The sequence below is a fragment of the Mucilaginibacter paludis DSM 18603 genome (genome assembly GCF_000166195.2).
GTDB lineage: Bacteria > Bacteroidota > Bacteroidia > Sphingobacteriales > Sphingobacteriaceae > Mucilaginibacter > Mucilaginibacter paludis.
Genome location: NZ_CM001403.1, coordinates 1078927 through 1101124, shown reverse-complemented (window position 1 = coordinate 1101124; position 22198 = coordinate 1078927). Strand labels below are relative to the sequence as shown.

Here is a 22198-nt window from a genome sequence, read left to right as displayed (position 1 = left end):
ATCAGATCATTGATTATAAACGTATTTTATAAAAAACGATTACACAAATGGGTGCTCTAAAGCCTGCGGAATGGCCTGGTCAAGCACTCCAGAATCTCCAATCACCTACCTTTCGGCAGATACTTTTGGCAGGGTTGAACCTGCCGATGTTGAAAAGTCGATTCGCCCCGACACTGCATTAATTACCATCATGCACGCTAACAACGAGGTGGGAACCATTCAACCCATTAGCGAAATAGCCACAATTGCCAGAAAAAGCCAGATAGCTTTCCACACCGATGCTGCACAATCGCTGGGTAAAATTGAAGTCGATGTACAAAAACTAAACGTTGACTTACTCACTATAGCCGGACATAAATTGTATGCACCCAAAGGGATTGGGGCATTGTACATCAGGCGGGGTACAAAAATTGAAAATTTAATACATGGAGCAAGTCAGGAAAAGGGAATTCGTCCGGGAACAGAAAATGTTCCCTACATTGTTGGGCTTGGAAAAGCGTGTGAATTAGCACAGCAAAACCTTTCAGCGAACAGCATTCACCTTTCAACCCTTCGTGATAAACTCCTACATGGTTTACAGCAAAAATTGGGAACGACAGTAAAAATCAACGCCAACCTAAACAATTGTTTTCCAAATACCCTAAGTGTGGCTTTTGATACGGACGACGAACACGTTCTTGATGCATTGATTAACAAAAGCGAGACGTTCAAACATTATATCAACTTTGATAGACTAGTATTAGCAAAGGCGGCCTAAATTTTACTTGCGAGACTTGAATACGTTATCTTTGCAGCATGAGAGATTACGATTCATACTAATATCCCCATGACCAAGGAGGAATAATGGACAATGATTTCAAAAAGATCAACAATATGTATATGTCTCAGCCCTTCGCTGAGGATGAGGGCGAAGCCAGCCAGATAGCCGAGTGCCGATCGCTGGCCCGCGTGTATGCGTTCACCGAGAATGCTATTGTCTCGATGGGTGACAACAAGCTCAATTGCAGTTACTGCTATTTCGGTGGGCTGGCCGACGAACTCGGTTTGACCGTCGAAGAGCGCCAGGATATAATTCCTTCGCTCTACGAAGACTTCATTTTCAATCGAGCTGATGCCGACGATTTAGTTCAGCGTCATGCCGACGAACTCGCTTTTGTCCATCTGCTCAAGCCAATACCCATCGCCCGTCGTCGCGATTTCTACCTCAGCGACTATATGCGACTGCGTGACAAGGAGGGCAACTACCGTGTCGTCGAACACCGTATTTTCCCTATGGAAGCCTCGTCGAACGGAAGTTTCCGCCTCATGGCATGTGTCTATACTTTGGCCCGAGAGGAACAGCATCAGGCCAAAATAATCAATACCCGCACAGGTGAGAGACGTGTGCTGACGAATCAGGATTACGCTCATGTGCTCTCTACCCGTGAGTGCGAAGTGCTCCGACTCATCGACCAGGGCAAGCTCTCGAAGGAGATTGCCGACCTCTTGTCCATCAGCATCAACACTGTGAATCGTCATCGCCAGAACATACTGGAGAAACTCAACGTGGATCATGCCATCGAGGCTTGTCGTGTGGCTCGAGCCATGGGGCTGCTCTGAATGGTTATAAATAACTATTGTCCATTACGAAAGATGTCATTTTTTTGCACCCAAAAAAAGTACGATCATCTTTCTTAATTATTTCTACAAAATGTATCAGCAAACCAATACCTATCAGGAATCCAAACCACGTTACGAGATTCTGGACGGACTCAGAGGCGTTGCGGCTCTGGGTGTTGTGATGTTTCACATGATGGAGTGTTATCCCTCTGAGATCTCTCGTTGGGTGATGCCCCACGGCTTCATGTCGGTGGATTTCTTTTTTGCGCTCAGTGGCCTTGTGCTCGGTTATGCCTACGATGACCGTTGGGACAAGATGACCACCTGGGGCTTCTTCAAGCGCCGCCTCACCCGTCTGCAGCCTATGGCCATCATGGGTGTGCTCATTGGCATCTGCTTCTTCTATTATTCGGGTGGTCCCACCTTCAATGCAGTTGATTCTGCCCCCTGGTATATGTTGATGCTCGAGGCATTGCTTCTCATCTGCATGATTCCGCTGCCCAAGTCGATGGACATCCGTGGTTGGGGCGAGCTCACCAGTATCAATGGTCCTATTTGGACCCTTATTTACGAATATGTAGCCAATGTCCTCTATGCCTTCTTCTTGCGTCGCGTAAATAAGGTGCAGCTGGGTATCATCGTGGCCTTCTGTGCCCTACTATCGGCCGATCTGTGCTTGCAACTCAATCTGTGGGGCAATCTGGTGGACAAAGGTTACCAATACACCATCAATGGCGGCTTCATCTTCGATCCTGAGCACGTCTATCGTGCCATGGTGCGCCTTATGTTCCCATTCACCATGGGGCTGCTGCTCTCGCGCATCAATCGTTTTATCTCTATCAAAGGTGGCTTCTGGGCCGCATCGCTCCTTATCATTACCATGGTTTCTACTCCTATGCTCACCGACATCAGCCCACTTTACGAGGGTATCTACGAGCTCTGTGCCATCCTGCTGCTCTTTCCCCTCATCCTCTCTATTGGCGCTGGCAGCCGCCTGCAGGGGCGTCGTGCCACCCGTATCTGCACTGTCGTCGGACAGCTCTCCTTCCCCCTCTACATCACCCATTATCCCATTATGTACATGCACATGAGCTGGGCCGAGAATCACATGGATTCGCCTGTCAGCACCCATGTTTTCGTCGGTATCACCACTTTCATTATGTGCTTGGGCGTAGCATGGGCATGTTTGAAGCTCTATGACGAGCCGGTACGCAACTGGCTGGGGAAACATTGGCTGAAGCGATAATGAGACCTTCCCAAGACTACAGCATCATCAAGCGGTCCTGTTACCTCGGCTTTGTCACGCAGGCCATCGTAGCCAATTTCACGCCGCTGCTGTTCATGGCTTTCCACCGTGAGTATCAGGTCCCGATAGCCAGTTTAGCCCTGATTCCAGCTGTTTTCTACATTGTCCAACTCGTTACAGAGTTCCTGTGTGCCAAGTTCAAGAACATCAACTATCGCATCATCATCATCATCATCATCATCTCTGAGGTCACCTCGGCTCTGGGTCTCGCAGGCTTGGCCATTGTTCCTGCGCTCTTCCCCAATCCGTTGGTGGGCATACTCCTATGCGTCAGCATTTATGCCGTCGGCAGTGGCCTGATCGAGGTGCTTTGTAGCCCCATCATCGAGGCGTGTCCTTTCCCCAACAAGGAGAGCATGATGAGTCTGCTCCATGATGGCAACTATAAGCGTTGGCAATCCTACCGATGGACAAACAATTGCAGACTGTGCTTGTGGTAGTGGTAGAATGATATTGAGTGCTGCAAAGATTAACAGGCTGGATATTCCGGATCCATTGACACCTCGTTCCGGAAAAGTAGAAAGCAGATTCCGCGACACTTTGACCATATCAGATCATTGATTATAAACGTATTTTATAAAAAACGATTACACAAATGGGTGCTCTAAAGCCTGCGGAATGGCCTGGTCAAGCACTCCAGAATCTCCAAACATGTCACAGAATTAGGGTAAATTATGGTATATTTTGTCACAGAATTAGGGCAATTGATAATAATTTCATCATAACCTGTTAACTGACTTTGAATTATTTTGACAATTACGTCGCTTAAGCCAAAGACTTTGATGGGTAATTATTTCACTCTTTTCGACAGCATTTTTATCTGTTTTCGTTCTGCCTACCCTTGTAGTAACACCGAAGGACTTCGAATAGGCAGGTTGTTTGTTTTGAGGTTGATGCTATTTTCCAGAAGGCCTAAATTTATACTTTTCTTCCAGAAGCCCTACACTGATGGTATTTTCATCGATAATGTTCAGTTATCGTTTATCGATGGAGAACTGTGAGTTCAATAATTCAAGAATATCGAATCGTTTTGTATAGCTGAAGTAATTCGCCTTATAAAAATTATGTAATTTCTCCGCAACCAAGAACTGTGTAAGTTCTTAGGTATTTGCATCAAATACAAAGACAATAAAGTCAAAATAAGGAAATACAAATAACTGTCCATCGCTATAATTGACATTAGGGCGATTAACAATTATATTTCAATTATGATCTGTTAGTTCTGGGCATTAGCACAATATATTATTTATCATAATTTTCTCTGGATTAATCTTTTTAAAATCACGCAAATTAAGTTACGATAAGTGCATTATTTTTCTGAGCTCACAGCGAGGCATTGATCTCCACAATTCTTTGCTTTTCCCAGTCGGCAAAATTTTCCGGGTTTTCAAAAAGCTCTGCCCAAGCATCATTTAGTATTTTGGATATCGGCTGACCATATTTGGAGAGTTGATGCGCGTAAACCCTCAGGTCTATTTTTTTGCATCCTTCGTAGACATTATCAGCAAGTTCCTCTAGTGTCGCGTCAATTTGATATTGTCGTATATTTATTATACCTTTATCATCCAAAACGGATATGATAAAGTATAGAGTAACGTTAACAGAAGAAGAGCGGGGGCGGCTAAGTGCAATAATCAGCAAGGGTTCTCACAGTGCCCAACAGTATCGCAATGCTTATATTTTATTGAATTGCGATGAAAGTGGACTTGGGGAAAAGATCATCAACGAAGAAGTCAGCCGTGTTTTAAAAGTAAGCATGCGAATGATTGACCGGGTCAAACAGCGTTTTGTTGAAGACGGTTTTGAAGCGTGCCTGGACCGTAAGCCTATAATCAAGACAAAAGCAAAAAAAATAGACGGGGAAGCCGAGGCGCATTTAATAGCATTAAGTTGTGGCAAAGCACCCGAAGGCTTTTCAAAATGGTCGCTACGTTTATTGGCTGATAAAATGGTTGAGTTGAAATATGTAGAAGATATTTCCTATGAAACGATAAGAAAGACGTTAAAAAAAACGAGTTAAAACCCTGGAAAGTAAAAGGCTGGGTAATACCACCGCACCAAAGCAGTGATTTTGTTGCTAATATGGAGCATTTGCTGGATGTATATAAACGACCTTATAGCCAAGAGTTTCCGGTCGTTTGTATGGATGAGTCCCCAAAACAGCTGATTACAGAAACACGGTTGCCCATCCCAATGAAACCCGGACAAGATGCTCGGGAAGATTTTGAATATGCGCGTTGCGGGGTAGCCAATATATTCTTGGCATCAGAGCCATTGAACGGGAAAAGATATGTGGAGGTGACAGAACGGAAAACAAAAACAGACTGGGCAAAATTCATCAAACAAATAGCCGACGATTGGTACCCGAAAGTCACTAAAATAACCTTGGTAATGGATAACCTTGGCACACATAAACCAGCAGCGTTGTACGAGGCCTTTGAGCCGAAAGAAGCCAAACGACTAAGGGACAGGTTTGAATTTGTTTACACCCCAAAGCATGGCAGTTGGTTGAACATGGCAGAAATAGAGTTAAATGTTTTGATGGGACAATGTCTAAACCGAAGGATTGACAATATCAAAAAGATGCAAAAAGAAGTGTTGGCCTGGCAAACCCACCGAAACAATAAAGAAGCTACCATTAACTGGCAATTTACAAATGACGATGCAAGGATTAAACTCAAACGCCTTTACCCGACAATTTTAACTTGACGTGACACTAGTAATTCTTTCGGAAATACATCGCCGTAATTAGCCGGAACGGGGTTATTAGTAGCTTTCAGAAATTTATCCCAAGCCGCGTCAATTTCAGAAACTTCTGCCGAATGTCCCATTTTGGACAGCAGGTAACAAATCGCCCTCATCCGTGCTTCGTCCGAAGGGTGCTTGGCCGAATCGTTGTATATGTTGGAGTGCCCGCTGCTTAATGTACATATCTTAAGATTAGTCCAGGCATATGCTGGGCCGACAAGGTAGGTAGCAATCAGGTCACAAGAAAACTCCATGACCCACGCGTTGGCCCATCTGACAAGTTTTTCTCTGTAAAAACCTTTTAGTGTCTGCGCGCGTTGCTCGCTGTCTACCCGAATGATTTCTTTGTTGTAAAATACCTCAATAGATTTATTGATCTTGCCAATCAGGAATTTTTCATATTGGCTGAAAAATAGGTGCCCCATTTCGTGATATAGATCGGGCAAATTCAACAAGTTCCGCTGTTCTCCATTGGGTACGGCAATGATATCATAGCCGGGAAACGCCCAAAAATAATCATCGGAATTACTGATTGTCGTAATGATCGGCGGATTTTGAAAAAAGCAATTAATCTCCTCATAAATTTTAGTAATCTTTTTTTTGAAATAAATCTCTGCATCGTCATAGTTGATTATTACTAAAAACCGGAATAGCTCGATATTTAGAATCTTCTCGTGAATCGTATTATAGCGAATGATATTATTGGACGCTAACGATTCGATGTCCAAGTCGCCAGAACCGATTAACAATTGAGTTTCCTGATAAAGTTCATGCAAAAGGTCCTTCGTTTTTTGCAAAAAGGCGCTGTCAATCTCCGGCGAAATTGTTGAGGCATTCAATTCCTCCATCATTTTGGAGATTTTGGATGCTTGGTCAAAGAATAACCCTTTCAGAAAAAAAATCATCCGCGCCCTTTTCTTAGCTTCCTGAACAATGTGCTCCGCTCGCTGTCAAGTACCGTTAATAGATCGTCAAGTACCAGCAGTTCTTTATATTCAATAGGCTGATCATTCGCCACCCGATCGATCAAAGTTTTTAAACCATTTTCCAGGTCATGGTGCTGGGACAATCGGTTTTTATAATCAAGAATGATCAGCGATGGTATGAAATCCGACTTTAACTCATTGTCATCCATGATCTTTTTAATATTATCCAAAAAAGCTGTGAGGGTCTTTTTAGCTTCCGCATGTTCTTCTGCGGACACCGCTAACTTCGGATATTTATCCTTGTTGCTCTTATCGGTCAAGAGGTATTCTTTTTTAAAAGTAATAACCGAGTTATTTACTTTATCCGAGGTCGCAACCAATTGATTGTACTGGTTGGACAATATGCTTACATCACTCATGATATTTAAATTTAATTGATGTCCATCATTTCTTCTTCATCCTCTTCAGCCTCATCCGCAGTCTCTCGGGTAGCGGTCAACGGCTCGAGCAGGGTATCGATGAGTTTAATGATAACCGGGAGGAAGTTACTTTTGTCAGGCGCTGAAAAAGCCAGCATGATTTGACAGAAAACGTCCTCCATGACCTTCATAAAATCGAGATCGCCTTCTTTCATGGATAGGTTTAGGGGCCTTGAAGTTCCTTTAATATCGAACGGATAACCGGTACTAAAAATAAATCCTTCCTTCGGTGATACCAGTTTATAAGAGCCTGCTACCGGGTTTTCCAGTTGGTCATAGCTGTTTGTTTTTGCCGCGATCCTGATCGGAACGGAACTCTGTTTATGTAGATCCACAACGCCATATTTCACTGTATCTTTATTGACAATTCCCTCAGCGGCGAGGGTGTTAATGGCGGCCTGCAACGCTTTATATTCTACTCCAAAGCTTCTGCCGTCCCTTACAATTACGATTCCGTTAGGATTAGGCGCGAAAAGCGGGATATACAATTTCAGCTTTTCGTAGATCACCTTATTCAACGTCTTTGCCCTGACTTTCTCCACGCGCTGGGAGTTTGTTTTCTGCGGTACTTCTTCCGGGTGAAAGATAATTTGCTCACCGTTTTTAAAGAAAAATGTAAAACCCGCATGGCGGTCATGCACATCGATCCCGATATAGATATCATAAAACAAGTTTTTGGCCAAAGCATACGGCCATTTTCTATTTACGATCAGGTGTTCAAGCACCAGATAAAAAAGGTAAGAACTGAAGCGCCCCTTTAAGGCTTCTACTACACGGTATTCAACTATGCCATTGTTGCCAGCAGTAGAAAACGGTTTGAAGAATGAGCTGATGTTATGCGCCGATGCACATTGCACTTTTAGGTCAGGATAGAACTTGCTTTTAAGCAGTTCGTGAAACGTTTTTAGAAAGGCCGGTGAGAAAGCATCCAAGTCAGGGAGTACCACCAGCGCAAAACCATGTAACGCATTCCTGCGGTGAAGCACCTTTTCGATCTCCTGAATCTGCACAGATGCAGAGGTACAGCTTTTGACAGGGTAACGGATAATTATGAATTTATCAAAAGCCGGTGCTAATTTCTTGATCAGGAACTCAGCATTATTTTTGAACCCCTCCACAAGATTGGCGTCCATATACTGTTCATCCGGAACAAGAAGATACTGCACATCAAAAGAAGTGCGGTTAAGAACCCCGTTATTCTTGATAAGTTGTTTCCGTTGGTAAGCAAAATCCCGCATCCCGGAATTAAAACCGGTGATTTTCAAGCGCCGATTGTTATTGAACAACAGTTCAGGTATCCAGAAATTTTTAATCTTTTCCACTAGTGGCTCATTGCTGATAAGTAACTTACCGGCATTAAATTTCAGGTTCTTGAAATAGGAACTGATATAATTATTGATTGCTTCAAATCGCTTCGATGGGCCTTTGATCGACAGGTAATGCAGCGACTTCACCCTTTCATCCTTGGTATTGTAAAGCATTCTAGCCAGGGAAGTGGCACCGCTATGAGGATCCATGGTTCTCCCGGGATAAGTGTAGGACATGGAAAGGTCATTCGGCTTGACATACCTCTTCAGATCGGTACGGCTATGTTCTATCTTTTCAGTAATATAATTCAATACATTATAAGTCGTACCTTCTCTGATAAAATCCTGTTCTTTGACGGATTTTCCAAATCCCAGTAGTTCAATGGTATACCAATTATCGCCGTTCAAATAGAGGAAACGCCTGCCTTTGTAGTTATTTTCAAAAGTCCGCACATTTCCTTCATTGATATAATGAGAAAGACAATATTTATCAATATACTTAGTAGAAAGATCCAAGGTGACATAGAAATGCCCATCAGCTAACCGTGCCAACTTGTAAGTAAAGCCCTCAAAAACGTTTATCGATCCCTGGATGCCCTTCATCGGCTCCCGGAGAAAAAACTGATGGGTATTCAATTTCCAAAGATCACGATGCTGCCCCAACTGCCGCCTGATTTCATAATCAAGGAATTTATAGACTACGTCAAGCTGATGACCTTGTATATCTTTTGAATCGATCCGGTATACCTCCGGGAGAAGTTTGATTGGGATACTGAAAGGTATGCCATCTATGCTTCGGTCCTCCATCTGCTTATCAGCCGGAACAGCTACAAAAAACCGTTGGTTCCTTTTCAAAACAGCAGTTGGACCCTTAGTAACTGAAGAAACCTCTTCCGCAATTTTTTGCAGTTGCTTGTTGAGCAATTCTTCCTTGCCTGCAATAAACGACAGGTCGAAATCGATCAGTTTATAAGAGAAGTCTAGTTCAGACAAGTTGTCTATCCGGTACAGATTTAAGATATGATCCTTCATCGTATATATTGTTATTTTTTATTAAATACCCGCATAGCAATCTGAAATTGCAGTTTTTGCAGGAAACCTGGTTGTTTGTAAGCTCAAAATCTTCAATATCAATATCCTCGCCCGTCATAAGCGCGATATCACGGCTTGTCAGGGAGATATAATCGATCATATTGTTATATATCTCCTGATTAAAGTCGTGATGTTTGGCAATGCCCTTTAACAGATTAACCTCTAAAAGCCCGATATCTTCAAATAGATAAGGCGGCTTACCCGGTGTATCCAGTCTTTTTTTATAAATGGTCAGACCGCTTATCTGTAGCTGGCGAGCGTAGTCGGAAACCATGCTGTCGGACAATTTCCAATCTATGATGACCGGCTTCCAGTTATCGGAGACCAGTAAGTCCATTTGGGGTTTGACAATCGCGTTACCCACGTAAACTAATCTGTCCTCCACATTTGGCTTCAGCCAGTTTGCCTCTTTAAGCAAATTCATCAAATGGCGACCGTCCGGTAAAACGACTAACGGAATATTTAATATGGCTTTCCGTATATCATCATAACATGCTACCAACTCCTGCTCTGTGTATGGTTGACCGGTTTCATGGATGTCAAGAATACAATATTCACTTTCAATATCCCCTTTTTTCAATTCTGGATTATCGTAAAGCTTGTTTTCGGAAAAACGGAATTGTTTCCGGGCGAATGCTACAGCTTGCTCGGAAAGGCTCTGAAAATCCAATTCTTTTTGCGCTGTAATCATTGGTATGATCACCACTTCTAAAAACTTATCGACCACACTTCCCTTCCACATTGTTAAATTCTGCATGGCACGAAGTTCATAGGCTTTCCGTCTGACCAAATTTTTGCGGTTATGGTTAGCTAAAACAGAAGCGAAGTAATATTTGCGATTACATTCCCTCCAGGTATTAACAGTCGTATAGGCCCATTTCACATTCATGACTTATTCGCTTAAAAGTTCATTTAAACGGGTAAGGTATTTTTCCATCGCCAGCTTGTTTTCAAACAATTCTTTGCCATCTGTCTTCGGAACGATATCAGAGATCATATCCTTGGAGATATAAACACTTTTACGAAATGAAGGGTTAAAAGCTGAAAAATTGCTTTTCCCCAGATTCTGATGCTGTAATATCTCGAAGGTCTTATGAATGGCACGTTCTGCTTTTTCAAACGAGATCTTCAAGCCCTTTAACAGGTCTTTCAGAATCACAACTGGAATGTTGTTCGCATATATTTTATCCTCAACTATTTCCCGGATCATTTCTACAGGCAAAGAAGAGGATTCCGCAAGCAAGTCTTCAGAAATTGAAGACTGCACCATCCGCTCCTGGATCAATTGGCCCAGCGACATATTGAGCAGGACATCCCGCAATTTTTTCATAAGTTGAGTTTCGCGTCCCTGATCAATCTCGTCGTCAGGCGATAACGTAAGTACGTAGCTGATCTCTCGTTCAGCAATATGATCATCAGCCTCCTTTGCACTCTCCAGATAGTATATCCTCAAGGCTTCATCCGTAATATCAATGCGGTTGTTCATGGCTTATAGTTGTTTTTCAATTAATTTATCAATCAGTTTCTTCTTAGCACGGTGATGAGTCACTTTAAGTTGCTTATTCTCAACCCCAAGGAAAGCGGATATTTCGTCGTAACTGTAATTTTGCGCACGTAAAAGCAAAATATCCTTGTCCAGCGGGTCTAATGTTTCCAATGCCTCATTCAAATGGAGCAATTCCGGGCTGTCAATAAACTCTGATTTATAATAATCAGTAAATGAAAGCTGATTAATATGCTTGTTAATTTCACTGGAATCTGCTTCCTCACCCGTCAAATCGACATACGCTAATTCATGCTCACTGTTGCAGCGGTTTTTCCTGAAATATTGCCGAAGAAAATTAGTCAGAACCTTATATAGAAAGTTGTCAAAATGCTGCTTAGATTCAAACTCATAATGAGCCAGTTTAAGGATCAGTGTTTCCAACGTCTTATAAATAACTTCCCAGGACTCATCTTCAGATAAATGCCAATTATGGACACAATAGGTATAGAATTTTTTACCATATGTATCATACAATTCCTCAAGTCCTTTGGGGTCTTGATTGATGATCAATTGCATTATGTCTTTGTAGTCTATCATAGCTCTTACTTATATATATGCAATCAGGTTACCGAAAAGGTAGCTGATCAAATAAAGATACAATTTCAACCCGTTAAATGGTTTCTTTAGGTTGTTTTGAGCAGTAAAACACGAATAAGCCCTATCTTTAAACCTTGTTATGGATGAAGCAAAAAATAAAGAATTAGTACTGGCCGGAAAATATATCAACCAAACCGGCCGAAATATTTTTTTAACAGGGAAAGCCGGAACGGGAAAAACTACTTTTTTACGCAACCTTCAAACGATTACGAAGAAAAAGTTCCTTATTACAGCGTATACCGGTATAGCCGCACTCAACGCGGGCGGGGTTACCCTTAATTCTCTTTTCAATCTGCCTAACGCCATTTTTTTACCGGGAGAGGATATTCACGCGTTACAGGCGAATGTTGCCTTACAAACACATATCCTAAAAAACACAAATTACAACACCTCCAAACTCGAGTTGCTGAAGAACCTAGTGTTATGTTAATCGTGTAATGACGGATAAAGTCTTTTCAGTTTTATTCGCGCATCTTTATTTTCGAACTGCCAGTTAATTTTGCTGTTCTTATTATTTCTGTTGTGTTGCCATGCCGCTACCTCTTCATTGATCTTCAGCATTGTTGAAATATGCCTGTTTAGGCATTGCCCATTCAATACATGCAATTCTATCTCGGCCATATTGAGCCAGCTTCCATGCTTGGGCGTATAAACAAACTCAAACCTATCCCATAGCCTTTTGGCTTCGGCTGGTTCAAATGTCTCGTAAAATGCAGAGGCCGAATGGGTTTTAAAATTGTCCATTACTAAAGTTATTTTTTTCGCTGTCGGGTACCATTCATCTGCTATTCTTTTTACGAATAAAGCCCAGTCCTTTTTGGTTTTAAACGCCGTAATTTCTACAAAGCGCTTGCCCCTCAAAGGCTCGTTGGCCATAAATATATTGACTACCCCATGCCTTATGTACTCGTAATCTACTCTTGCCTCCTTGGCCAGGCTTCATGGCTTGAGAGGGCTGCCCTTCTTCTATCAATTGTTTTGGCGACTCATCCATACATACAACCGGAAATTCCTCATCATAAGGTTTTTTGTATACATCCAATACGCGTTCCATATTGGCTACAAATTCGCTGCTTTTTTCCGGTGGTATTACCCAGCCCTTTACTTTCCAAGGCTTAAGTTCGTTTTTTTAAGCACACTTCTTACTGTTACATGCGAAATACTTTCTACATATTCCAACTCTACCATTTTATCGGCGAGTAGCCTTAATGACCATTTAGCAAACCCCTCAGGCGGCTCGCTGCAACACAAGGCAACCAGCTTCGCTTCTACATCGCCATCTGATTTTGTTTCATAAACACGGCTGGTGGGGCGACGATCTAAAACACCTTCAAAACCCTCTTCAATAAACTTTTTCTTCACCCGGTCTATCGTTCGCATCCCTACTTTCAGGACTTTGCTGATCTGTTCATTTGTTATTTTCTCCGCATATTCCCCTTCATCACAATTCAATAGTATATAGGCTGTCCGGAATGTTTGAGAACTATGGGAGCCCTTGTTGATTATCGAGTATAACTCTCCAACCTCCTCTTTTGTAAGTTTTATCGTATAACGTACCATCTGTAATTTGTTTTACAAATATACGCTTTTATACGTCATATTATATTTAACTTAACACTAGAACTATTGGTTATCGATGAGGTTTCGGTCGTAAGGGCGGATCTTCTGGACATGATCGATCTATTACTTAAACAGATCCGAAATGTCCCGGAACGTGCATTCGGAGGCGTTCAAGTGTTATTTATCGGTGATTTGTTTCAGCTTTCCCCGGTGTTGACCGGCGACGAAGAGGCGGCTTTCTCAGCGTGTTATTCCTCTCGCTATTTTTTTGATGCACATGTCATTCGACAGTCTAAGGTGATTTATATCGAACTGTCAACCATCTATCGTCAAAAAGACCCTTATTTTATCGGACTGCTTAATAAAATAAGACATAATGAAATCGAACAACAAAATCTCGATGAACTGAATAGAAAAGTTATTGACCCTAACAGCATCCGGCAAAATCAAATGATTACGCTGACTTCCCACGTTCGCAAAGTGGAGGAAATTAATGCAAGAAACTTGGCGGAATTACCGGGCGAGATGTTTACTTACCCTGCGCAGGTCATCGGTAAATTTGACAGCAAAAACTTTCCGGGCGAGGCCGAACTAAAAATAAAGGTCGGTGCGCGGGTGATGGTAACCAAAAACGATACAGACGGTAGGCAAAGGTTCTACAATGGAAAGATTGGCAATGTTTATCAGATTTCAGATAACGCTATAGCAGTAGTTTTCAATGAATTTGACGAGCCGGTTTTGATCCAGAAAGAGTCTTGGAAAAACTTATCATATGGTTATGTTGATGAAAAAACAATTGTCAGCACTCTGGGCGAATTGAAACAGTTTCCGCTCCGGCTGGCCTGGGCGGTAACTATTCATAAAAGCCAGGGCTTATCATTTGATGAGGCCGTCATCGATGCCGCCGAATCGTTTTCAGAGGGACAGGTTTATGTCGCCTTAAGCCGCTTGACAAATTTCGAAGGATTGTTTTTATCCTCGCCCATTTCAGCGGAAACCCTTAAACAAAGCGAAATTGTCCTCAACTTTGTGATGCAATGCCAGGCAGAAGCCAGTCCGGAATCATCGTTGGACCAGGAAAGCCGGAACTACGTATTCAATCTACTGATCAGCGCTTTCAGCTGGAATTCCCTTTCCGCTTATCTTCATAATACAGCCAAGCAAATTGATTCCTGGCGAATAACGGCAAAATTCGACAAGCTTTTAAAGATAGAAGAGTTATGCGGGATAGTTGAACAACAACAGCAAACTTCTTTAAAACTTGTCCGCCTTTTAACAGAGCAGGTTTCAAAATCGACGGTTGATTTTAAATATATTACGGAAAGAGTAATGGCTGCCCGTGTGTATTTCGACGGTATCATTGAAAAAGATCTGACACCTTTGGCACATTCCATTTTTTCAACAGCTGTTGAAGATAAAGACCAAAAAGAGTTCCAGGAAGCCAATATAAAAATAATGGACCTACTTAAACATAAGCAAATGGACCTGGAAATAGCTCAAAGTCTTGCCTCTGGCATGATGAATGGATTGAGCCCGGAGGATCTGTTTTTTAATTATAATCAGTTAAAAAAACCGTTGAACAGCATGCCAACAGCCACCGTTTCAAATACCCGGAACAGGCCAAACAACAAACAAGCGACACAGCAAAAAACCTATGAATATTTCCGCACAGGCGCGTCGCTTCAAGAAATTGCCGAAAAACGGCAGTTGGCACTACATGTTGTTGAAAACCACATTACTGAACTGATCAAAACAGGAATGATAAAATTGGAGGAGATTTTACCACCAGAAAAGATCATTAACCTGCTAACACTGATACCACATGGAAACGTTGACATTAACGAACTGAAAATTAAGGCTGGGAACAAGTACAGTTTTTTTGAATTGAGGGCCGCTATAAATCATGTCCATAGAGTAACTGATCAATCTGCGTAATATGAGCTCTTCCAGGGACAAATCGAACCTTTTAAAACATTACCTAAAGCGTCCGGTAAACCCATTAGCACATTGATTTCCTGAATATCAGCATACCAAATCGACATTCCCATATTTTGCTGCATTTTTTTCCACTCTTCTTACTTAAAATTGATTAAAATATCAAACACCATTAATCTTTGCTGTAATGGTGAATCACTTTTAATTAATAGCAAAAAATCAGTAATTTGCCATAAATCTTTAATCCTATGCCTTATTTTCATTACACCATCCAAAAAAATAGTATATCTTCCATAAACGGCGTTATCCCGAAATTACCAGACGGATTTCATCTGTATGAAACAAGTTTTGGTGCTGGCGACATTTACTATAAAAGCAACGGCGCTGAGATTAGCGAGGTTGTTTGCAATAATGATCTCGGTCAATCAAAAAGCAATCAAGAGGTCTCTTCATTTCTTTCTAATTTGAATTTTTCCTGATTTAAATACTTATCATGAAACTTTTCAAATTAGCTCTAAGACATTCTTTAAACGTCCCCAAATTTGAGCAGGCTGTACATACAGATCAATTGAATAATCGAAAAGGATATGATCCAGGTTTTCTAAGTGTCCGGCTGCCATTGCCATTGATAGCCTCAACTGACATGGATAAAGTTGCAAGCGTGTTGAAAAATGCCGGCCCGAATGGTGACAAAGTGTTGGATTATACCCATTTCAGTGTATCATTTAATAAAGATGCACGCCTGCCGTTTTTCAGCGCCGTCAATATGTATGGCAAAACCAACCTTTTAGGCATGGTGCACGATGAACGCGGTAGCGATTCTTGGTATGCCGACGAACGCATCATCACCGGTGAAAACACGTTGCAGTATGGAAATGCAGATTACCTGCATTCAGGCTTGGCCAAAGGACATTTGGTACGTTATTACGATCCGGCCTGGGGGACTGCCAAAGAGCAGAAAATTGCCATAGGAGATACTTTCCACTATACGAATTGCTGTCCGCAAATCCCGTATTTCAATGGTGTAGTTTGGAATTATTTAGAGGACTATTGTGCCGCGAGAAATATTTTTCAGGATAATAAGATTACCCTGTTTTCCGGCCCTATATTCAATAAAGCACAATACATCAATGGATTGTTGGTGCCGATGAATTTTTGGAAAATCCTCGTTTTTGAAAATGCAGGAAATCTGAAAGCACTTGGTTTCCTTATGAGCCAGGAGCCATATCTGGATAAGCTTAAAACTCAAAAAGGGCCTTTACTGGAAATACTTAAAACGGTAAAACCAACACTTACAAGAGCAGCTATTGAGCGGCTATTTCAAAAAAAAGAGCTTTTGGCGGCGCAGATCAAAATAAGTCTGATCGAGGAAAAAACGGGGCTTCGTTTTGGATTGAACGATGCCGATGATTATAAGGGAAAAAGCCAATATGCCGCACGCACAATCAACAAGCCGTTGAATCGAGTCATGAAGTTTGAAGAATTTCGTCAACAGATGGATACCTTCGAATGGGGCACATTTCTTCGAGGACTTTGATCATGCAAATCGACCCTATATGTAAACTTTAATTTAAAGGACAACCATGAAAATAAATCACATAATACTTTATACCGACAAATCAACAACAGGCGGCTTTCGCGGTCGCACTTCCGGACCGAGCCTGTCAAAACTCAGCAAAAAAATGGACAAGTTCGTTGTCGCCCCTGAGATAAAAGTCGCAGTAGAACAATTGGAAGGCGACCAGGTCAGACGAATTCAGGATAGGAATAGGGAAGTACTGGCCATAGCTCCTGCGATGCCACTTAAATTGATAAAACCATTTCGTGGAACTGAAAGTACAAGGCCCGAAAGTCAGCCGCTATGGAATATCAAAGCTATTGGCGCAGATACCAGCCCATATCAAGGCGCAGGCGTAAGGATATGTATCTTAGATACCGGAATTGACAGAAGTCATCCTGCTTTTGCGGGTATTCGTATAACGGAAAAAGATTTTACAGGAGAAGGTAACGGCGATACGGAAGGCCATGGAACGCATTGTGCAGGGGTAGCTTTTGGACGAGATGTTTCCGGGTATCGTATAGGAGTAGCAAGGGAAGCGGATAATGTATTGATCGGAAAAGTACTCGGCAAAAACGCGGGCGGAAGTGACATGCTGGTCAATGCCGTCCAATGGGCGGTGAAAGAAGGTGCAAATATTATTTCTATGTCCTTAGGTATGGACTTCCCAGGTTTTGTCGAAGAGCTTGAGCTCGCAGGTATGCATAAAGAGGCGGCGATTTCCTTCGCATTGGAAGGCTACCGCAAAAACGTACTACTGTTTGAAAGCCTGGCTGATCTTGTAACCACACAGGCGCATGCAGAGGCATCACAGCCGGTTACGATTATCGCCGCGGCTGGCAATGAGAGCGCACGCCCCGACTATAAAATTGCTGTTAGCCCACCGGCTGTTTCCCGACAGATTATCTCCGTGGGGGCGCTCGGATGGAATGGCAAAGGTTTATATGTTGCACCATTTTCAAATACGGGGGTGATGTTATCTGGTCCGGGAATGGATATTCTTTCAGCGGAAGCTAACTCAACCGGACTCATCTCTCTAAACGGTACCAGCATGGCTACCCCACACGTCGCCGGGATTGCTGCAATGTGGGCAGAAAAATTAATGAAGAAGAACCAATTCCATACTAATATGCTTCATTCAAATTTGATGGTATCCTGTGACGACGAGCTTTTAAGCGGAGAAATGTCTGAAGATTACGGAAGCGGGATGATTAAAGCGCCTGTAAATTAATTTGACAGCTACCTGCCCGTAAATATAAATGGCGCCCAGTTGAATGGTTCGTAATCGGGGTTTTTAATCAGGGCTTTCATGGCATACTGAAGTGAACGAATTTTAGACAACTTCCTGTTTCGAAACGATTCGTAAAAATATTTAAAAAATTGTCTTGTCGATTTATCTTCCACTTTCCATAATGTTGTAATTACGGCAGACGCCCCGGCTGTCAGCGCGGCTGCGGGAAATCCGATTATTTCGTCTGTGTCTGCCTCAATAGCATTTATGCCTGTCTGACAGCCACTTAACACGAGCAATTCGAGATTGTTTCTGATCAGCATGAGCTCTCTGGCCGAAATACTTTCCTGTCTTGCTAAGAGAAGGATCTGGTCCAGGCCCTTAACGGGCTCGGATTCCGCATGACCGGCGAAATGTAGCACAGAGGAGTGAGACAATGCGTTGATAAATGTGTCCTTATCTGCACTGTTACGAAGATAACAGTCACTGTCAAGTAAAGTGCTCACATAAATAGCCTCATCTTCAGAAAACTGCAGGTCCTCCCGCGAATTTCCAAAGACTGCGAATTTTACAGCTACCTTTCCTTCTTTCGCCTTCGATTTATTTTGAAGATGATATAAAATAGATAAGGCCGGCAAATAAGCTACGGGGTTACGTTGGATCAAGTATTCGCCCTGACCAACATCGATCATATGGAATGGTAATTGATGCAAAAAACCATGCGGAATTATATATAGCAGATCATCACGGTCGCTATGATTGAGGATATGTTGAATTAATGGTAAAGCAGTTGTCATATTTCCGTTGGCTATCGGATCATTTATCAAAGTGTTTACTTCACGGCGGATTTCATCAGATTGAACAGCTAATGTAAAATATTTAGGACCGCTCCACTCCGGCCTTATCAGAAAAAGAATAATGGTTTGATCAAGGATAAAGAATTCGCAAAACATCATCTTTTCAGTAGAGAAATCTAACTGATATGCCATCAGCATCTCTCTCAATTCTTCAAATCCCGGCACGTAAGCCATATCCTCAGGCGCAAATATGTTACTGGTTCTCCAAAGTTCTGTTTGCAGCCGTCTGCTTTTATTTCGCTCCACCCACTCAAGAGCAAGATCTGCGCGCTTTCTGCCGAAGAAAGCAGCCTTAAAAGCCCCTGTAAATACTTTATTGAAATCTGTGGGATGGCCCGAAAATCCATTAACATGTGTAAACTGTTCATCGTATTTTGACAGGACGACCTGCTGAAGCCCTTTTAGATAATCGACAACATTAGCGGCACGTAAAAAACAAGTCTGTGCTCTTTCAAAACTAAGCTCTGCTAGTTCTCCCACAGTATACAACGATGCATATTCTGCGATAGACTGCGCCTCCAACAGTGTACTTCTCCATGAAAAGCGATGCCCATTTATCTGAATGAAGTCCTGCGCGGATTTTGCAAAATCGGTAGCGGCCTCCAATAGTAAGGACGAAATACGGTTAGTCCTCGCCACTTCAAATTTGAGAAGTCCGATATGCGATAACACGAATGCAGAATTGATCCTGAGGTTATTGGAATGATAAAATTTATGCGCCTGATCCAGGCAGTTTAGGGCTTTATCAAATTGCCTTTCATTAAAATAATAGTTGCCCAGTTGCTGTATCGCATTGAACTTTTCAATGTGCGCTTTTAGCGTTTGCACGTGAGCAAATGAATCATGGGCTTTCCGGAAAGTATCTTCGATCTCATTAGCCCCAACTAAAAGCAGGGCTGTTGCATTCTAAGTGAGTAATTGTTTCAATCTGCCGATGTCATTGCAAACGAGTCTTTGTGCTTGTGCTATATTTTGAAAGCCATGAGCTCTGAAAACGTTAATAGCGATGTTTCTAAACACCGATATATTTTCTGGTGCATGAGAAGTTCTAATGCGGGAGGCATCCTCTTTAAACGTGACATCCTTTACCCAATGTAGCTTATTCTCTATCCCCCAATGACTTCTGATTCCATAGCATAACAATTGTGCATTTTCCCTCACACTGCTGATATAGAATGCGCAATCCTCACTGATCTTATTTTTGTCTTTTACCCAACGCTCTACCTTGATTACCTGACTGGCGCCTATCCAGGCTTTACTGATTTCTTCTGGCGCCGGGCATATACATACCGATCTGCGCTCTGTACGTCCTTTATTTTTCTCCAATTCAACGAACTTGCTGCAAACCTTTGCTGTATCCGATGTCAGCGCCGCTATTTTTTCATAAAGGCCCTTTTGATTCTTTTTTACGCCTATCATATAATCATTATTCGTACCTATTATCAGCTCAACTGTTTTTTTTGGCAATGTAAGGCGTCAAGCGTAAACGTTACCCCTTCCAATCCCAGTTCAGCAATAAGCTTGCGTACCACCGGAATTTCACTTTCCTTTGAATTGTCTACAAGACCCTGGGCTAATACTTGACCACGGCTCCCATTATAGATACTCACCAAATTTACAAATCGCTGTTTTTCAAGCGCATAATCACTCATTGTCCCTTTGATCGCTTTGCCATCTATATTCATCCATTCATTTTTATTGATTTCTGTATACTGACTGGCCCATTGATAAAAAACTTCGCTTAAACTTTCAAAATCTAAATTCTGCAGTACACGCCTCACGGTATAAAACGTAGGCAAACGGGATTTTTTCGGAGTGAAATAAGTCAAAAGATCTTTTTGATTACGCTTTATAAAATCACCCAGAGCACGATAGCCGTAATAACCACTCATCGTCCCCATCACAAATAATAACAAAATAAACGTTTGGTCATGCCGCTGACCAGCCTTTCTACGCACGTCTGGCAACTTCTGCAAATAGGTTATGATGCCCTTGTCCATACTCTTTTTTCTGCAAATTTAAATCCTTCTTCTTTTAAATGCAACAGCCCTGCAACTAAAAGGGGAGCTATTTTTTTTTGCTGGGAAAGGTGCAGCGCCAACTCGCGAAAATATTTCCCTAATGAAATGTAGTCTTTTAATTCGAGTGCAATGTCGATCGCCTTCAAAGCAGCATTCTTTGCAGCGATAGGGTCAACTGAGAAAAGCGCGTTGCTGTAGTTGAATAAGGCGTCGCTCAAAAAACTACTTGGTGATGAACCTTGATAATAGTCAACAATGGCTTCAAAGTGCTCCAGGGCCTCCGTCTTTCCCGTGCCCTGACTAAGTGCATTCGCCAGCAGCGCCCTGAGTTGCGGAGCCATGCGGCTTTCTTTGTATTTATTTAAATAAAATCTGCCGAGTCGCACAGCTTCCCGTTCCGGCTTAGCCATGAATGCATGGTGAATCTCCAAGATAGCCTGTATTGCTCCGGTCATTTCCAGTTCGATATGGGTATCCACTTTCGCGCTTTCCCGATAGGCATTGTCGGCTTCTTCTGCCTGGCCCCTCCGCTCATGCCAGTCTGCTATTTTTTTCCAAGCCGACTGGCGGTTACTGAACTCCCCATATTTATCATATAATTTGATCGCATTGAACAAAAATGGCATGCCTTTTTCGTAACCGTATTCTAATAAAAGCATTCCCCATTCAAATTTGACATCAGCTTCCCCCAACGGATGACCCGCTAGTAGGAATTGACAGATAAGTTCATTAATTCGTTGTTCATTTTTGTTCTGATCCAGAAAACAACCTGTATCAAAAGCAGCCTGGTTTTCAAGAATTAAAAGTGATAGTCGAACCGTTGTCGTAAAGTATAAATTATCAGGATGGGTGCTGAAAGGTAACAACTGTTGCAAACACAGAATTGCCTTCGGGATATCGCCGTTATTATAGCTACTGTAAAGAAGCGCTATGGCTTTTATTGCTGAACCGTATTCTATTAGATTATCACTTCTTAAATAAGTATCTGCTGCATCTTGCATGAGTGTTATAGCATGATTTACCGCGTTTTGTGGCCAACTACCAACGGCCATCCCAAATGATATGACGCGACTTTGCAAATAGCATATTAAAGCTTTCAAAGTCTGATCTTCTGTACATCCACTTTCGCCGAGTTTTTCAAATACCTCTTGGAAATTATTCTTTTCTGTAACAAAAAGTTCAAGAAAAATATTCCATGCCTGGAATAGAGGGTAGAAGTCATGATTAGAAGGCATCACAGCAATTAACTTCTTACAATGCCTACTGGCACTAGCAAATTTTCCCAATTCTGCCAATGCACGGAAATGATAGAGATGAGAATGAAAATATTGATGATTGTCTATTGCTAGGCCCGAAGTGATCTCTATAATAAGCTTGTATTGTTTTCGTTTAAGCAAAATGGCAAGGTCAGGCAGCTTGAAGTTCACTGGATGCAT

Annotated in this window: 18 protein-coding genes and 2 pseudogenes; 9 read left to right on the top strand and 11 right to left on the bottom strand. The window is 42.2% G+C overall.

The annotated features are described in order from the left end of the window. Positions 1-70: 70 nt before the first annotated feature. The 4 genes from MUCPA_RS04715 to MUCPA_RS37570 all read left to right on the top strand — a co-directional run bounded on the left by MUCPA_RS04715 (position 71) and on the right by MUCPA_RS37570 (position 3345). On the top strand, positions 71-757 hold the full coding sequence (locus tag MUCPA_RS04715) for a cysteine desulfurase family protein (RefSeq protein WP_050982025.1): 687 nt from the start codon (positions 71-73) through the stop codon (positions 755-757). 86 nt (positions 758-843) lie between these two features. Next, complete coding sequence (locus tag MUCPA_RS04710) at positions 844-1599, top strand: helix-turn-helix transcriptional regulator (RefSeq protein ID WP_008504716.1); 756 nt, start codon at positions 844-846, stop codon at positions 1597-1599. A gap of 91 nt (positions 1600-1690) precedes the next feature. Next, a complete protein-coding gene (locus tag MUCPA_RS36840) occupies positions 1691-2845 on the top strand; it encodes an acyltransferase family protein (protein ID WP_008504715.1) in 1155 nt (384 codons plus the stop codon). Continuing rightward, positions 2845-3345 carry a hypothetical protein gene (locus MUCPA_RS37570; protein WP_008504763.1) on the top strand — a complete coding sequence of 167 codons (501 nt, stop codon included), beginning with the start codon at positions 2845-2847 and terminating at the stop codon, positions 3343-3345. The genes MUCPA_RS36840 and MUCPA_RS37570 overlap by 1 nt, the downstream gene beginning before the upstream one ends. 883 nt (positions 3346-4228) lie before the next feature. Here the strand turns inward: MUCPA_RS37570 and MUCPA_RS04695 are convergent. Then, positions 4229-4474: a hypothetical protein gene (locus MUCPA_RS04695; protein WP_040625719.1), complete on the bottom strand. Its 246-nt coding sequence runs from the start codon at positions 4472-4474 to the stop codon at positions 4229-4231. A gap of 7 nt (positions 4475-4481) precedes the next feature. Here MUCPA_RS04695 and MUCPA_RS36835 point away from each other — a divergent pair. Then, positions 4482-5614, top strand: a protein-coding gene (locus tag MUCPA_RS36835) for an IS630 family transposase (protein WP_085983319.1) whose coding sequence is annotated in 2 segments (ribosomal slippage) — positions 4482-4908 and positions 4908-5614 — 1134 coding nt in all. Because the reading frame shifts where the segments join, the coding sequence is not laid out codon by codon here. Here MUCPA_RS36835 and MUCPA_RS04680 read toward each other — a convergent pair. From MUCPA_RS04680 to MUCPA_RS04655, 6 genes are all read right to left on the bottom strand, one after another. Next, positions 5593-6504, bottom strand: a complete 912-nt coding sequence (locus tag MUCPA_RS04680) for a hypothetical protein (RefSeq protein ID WP_157543814.1) — start codon at positions 6502-6504, stop codon at positions 5593-5595. The two genes, MUCPA_RS36835 and MUCPA_RS04680, sit on opposite strands and share 22 nt — an antisense overlap. Positions 6505-6554: 50 nt before the next feature. Then, positions 6555-6998 carry a hypothetical protein gene (locus MUCPA_RS04675; RefSeq protein WP_008504759.1) on the bottom strand — a complete coding sequence of 148 codons (444 nt, stop codon included), beginning with the start codon at positions 6996-6998 and terminating at the stop codon, positions 6555-6557. A gap of 11 nt (positions 6999-7009) precedes the next feature. Next, positions 7010-9397: an argonaute/piwi family protein gene (locus MUCPA_RS04670; protein WP_008504757.1), complete on the bottom strand. Its 2388-nt coding sequence runs from the start codon at positions 9395-9397 to the stop codon at positions 7010-7012. Next, the gene (locus MUCPA_RS04665; protein WP_169316152.1) at positions 9351-10247 is read right to left on the bottom strand and encodes a hypothetical protein; all 897 of its coding nucleotides are present in this window, start codon (positions 10245-10247) and stop codon (positions 9351-9353) included. Before MUCPA_RS04665 ends, MUCPA_RS04670 begins: the two co-directional genes overlap by 47 nt. A gap of 102 nt (positions 10248-10349) precedes the next feature. Beyond that, the gene (locus MUCPA_RS04660) at positions 10350-10943 is read right to left on the bottom strand and encodes a hypothetical protein (RefSeq protein ID WP_008504755.1); all 594 of its coding nucleotides are present in this window, start codon (positions 10941-10943) and stop codon (positions 10350-10352) included. Between the two features lie 3 nt (positions 10944-10946). Then, positions 10947-11540 carry an RNA polymerase sigma factor gene (locus MUCPA_RS04655; protein WP_008504754.1) on the bottom strand — a complete coding sequence of 198 codons (594 nt, stop codon included), beginning with the start codon at positions 11538-11540 and terminating at the stop codon, positions 10947-10949. Positions 11541-11679: 139 nt separating this feature from the next. On the opposite strand from MUCPA_RS04655, the gene MUCPA_RS04650 reads away from it, so the two are divergent. After that, on the top strand, positions 11680-12030 hold the full coding sequence (locus MUCPA_RS04650; RefSeq protein WP_040625716.1) for a DEAD/DEAH box helicase family protein: 351 nt from the start codon (positions 11680-11682) through the stop codon (positions 12028-12030). On the opposite strand, the pseudogene MUCPA_RS37565 reads toward MUCPA_RS04650, so the two are convergent. Further along, a pseudogene (locus MUCPA_RS37565) lies at positions 12027-13160 on the bottom strand (IS630 family transposase). The gene MUCPA_RS04650 and the pseudogene MUCPA_RS37565 overlap by 4 nt on opposite strands. Before the next feature lie 66 nt (positions 13161-13226). Between MUCPA_RS37565 and MUCPA_RS35685 the strand changes: the two are divergent. The 3 genes from MUCPA_RS35685 to MUCPA_RS04620 all read left to right on the top strand — a co-directional run bounded on the left by MUCPA_RS35685 (position 13227) and on the right by MUCPA_RS04620 (position 17884). Continuing rightward, positions 13227-15095, top strand: a complete 1869-nt coding sequence (locus MUCPA_RS35685) for a helix-turn-helix domain-containing protein (RefSeq protein WP_050982024.1) — start codon at positions 13227-13229, stop codon at positions 15093-15095. Positions 15096-15588: 493 nt separating this feature from the next. Further along, a complete protein-coding gene (locus MUCPA_RS35680; RefSeq protein WP_008504751.1) occupies positions 15589-16632 on the top strand; it encodes a DNA/RNA non-specific endonuclease in 1044 nt (347 codons plus the stop codon). A 46-nt stretch (positions 16633-16678) separates the two neighbouring features. Further along, complete coding sequence (locus MUCPA_RS04620; RefSeq protein ID WP_008504749.1) at positions 16679-17884, top strand: S8 family peptidase; 1206 nt, start codon at positions 16679-16681, stop codon at positions 17882-17884. Positions 17885-17892: 8 nt separating this feature from the next. On the opposite strand, the gene MUCPA_RS04615 is transcribed toward MUCPA_RS04620, so the two are convergent. The 3 genes and pseudogenes from MUCPA_RS04615 to MUCPA_RS04600 all read right to left on the bottom strand — a co-directional run bounded on the left by MUCPA_RS04615 (position 17893) and on the right by MUCPA_RS04600 (position 22198). Further along, entirely contained in the window at positions 17893-19569 is a 1677-nt protein-coding gene (locus tag MUCPA_RS04615) for a CHAT domain-containing protein (RefSeq protein ID WP_008504747.1), read from the bottom strand. A 78-nt stretch (positions 19570-19647) separates the two neighbouring features. Beyond that, positions 19648-20741 (bottom strand): annotated as a pseudogene (locus MUCPA_RS38140) (ISAs1 family transposase). Next, positions 20723-22198 (bottom strand): hypothetical protein, encoded by a 1476-nt coding sequence (locus tag MUCPA_RS04600; RefSeq protein ID WP_008504744.1) that lies wholly within the window; start codon positions 22196-22198, stop codon positions 20723-20725. Before MUCPA_RS04600 ends, MUCPA_RS38140 begins: the two are co-directional and overlap by 19 nt.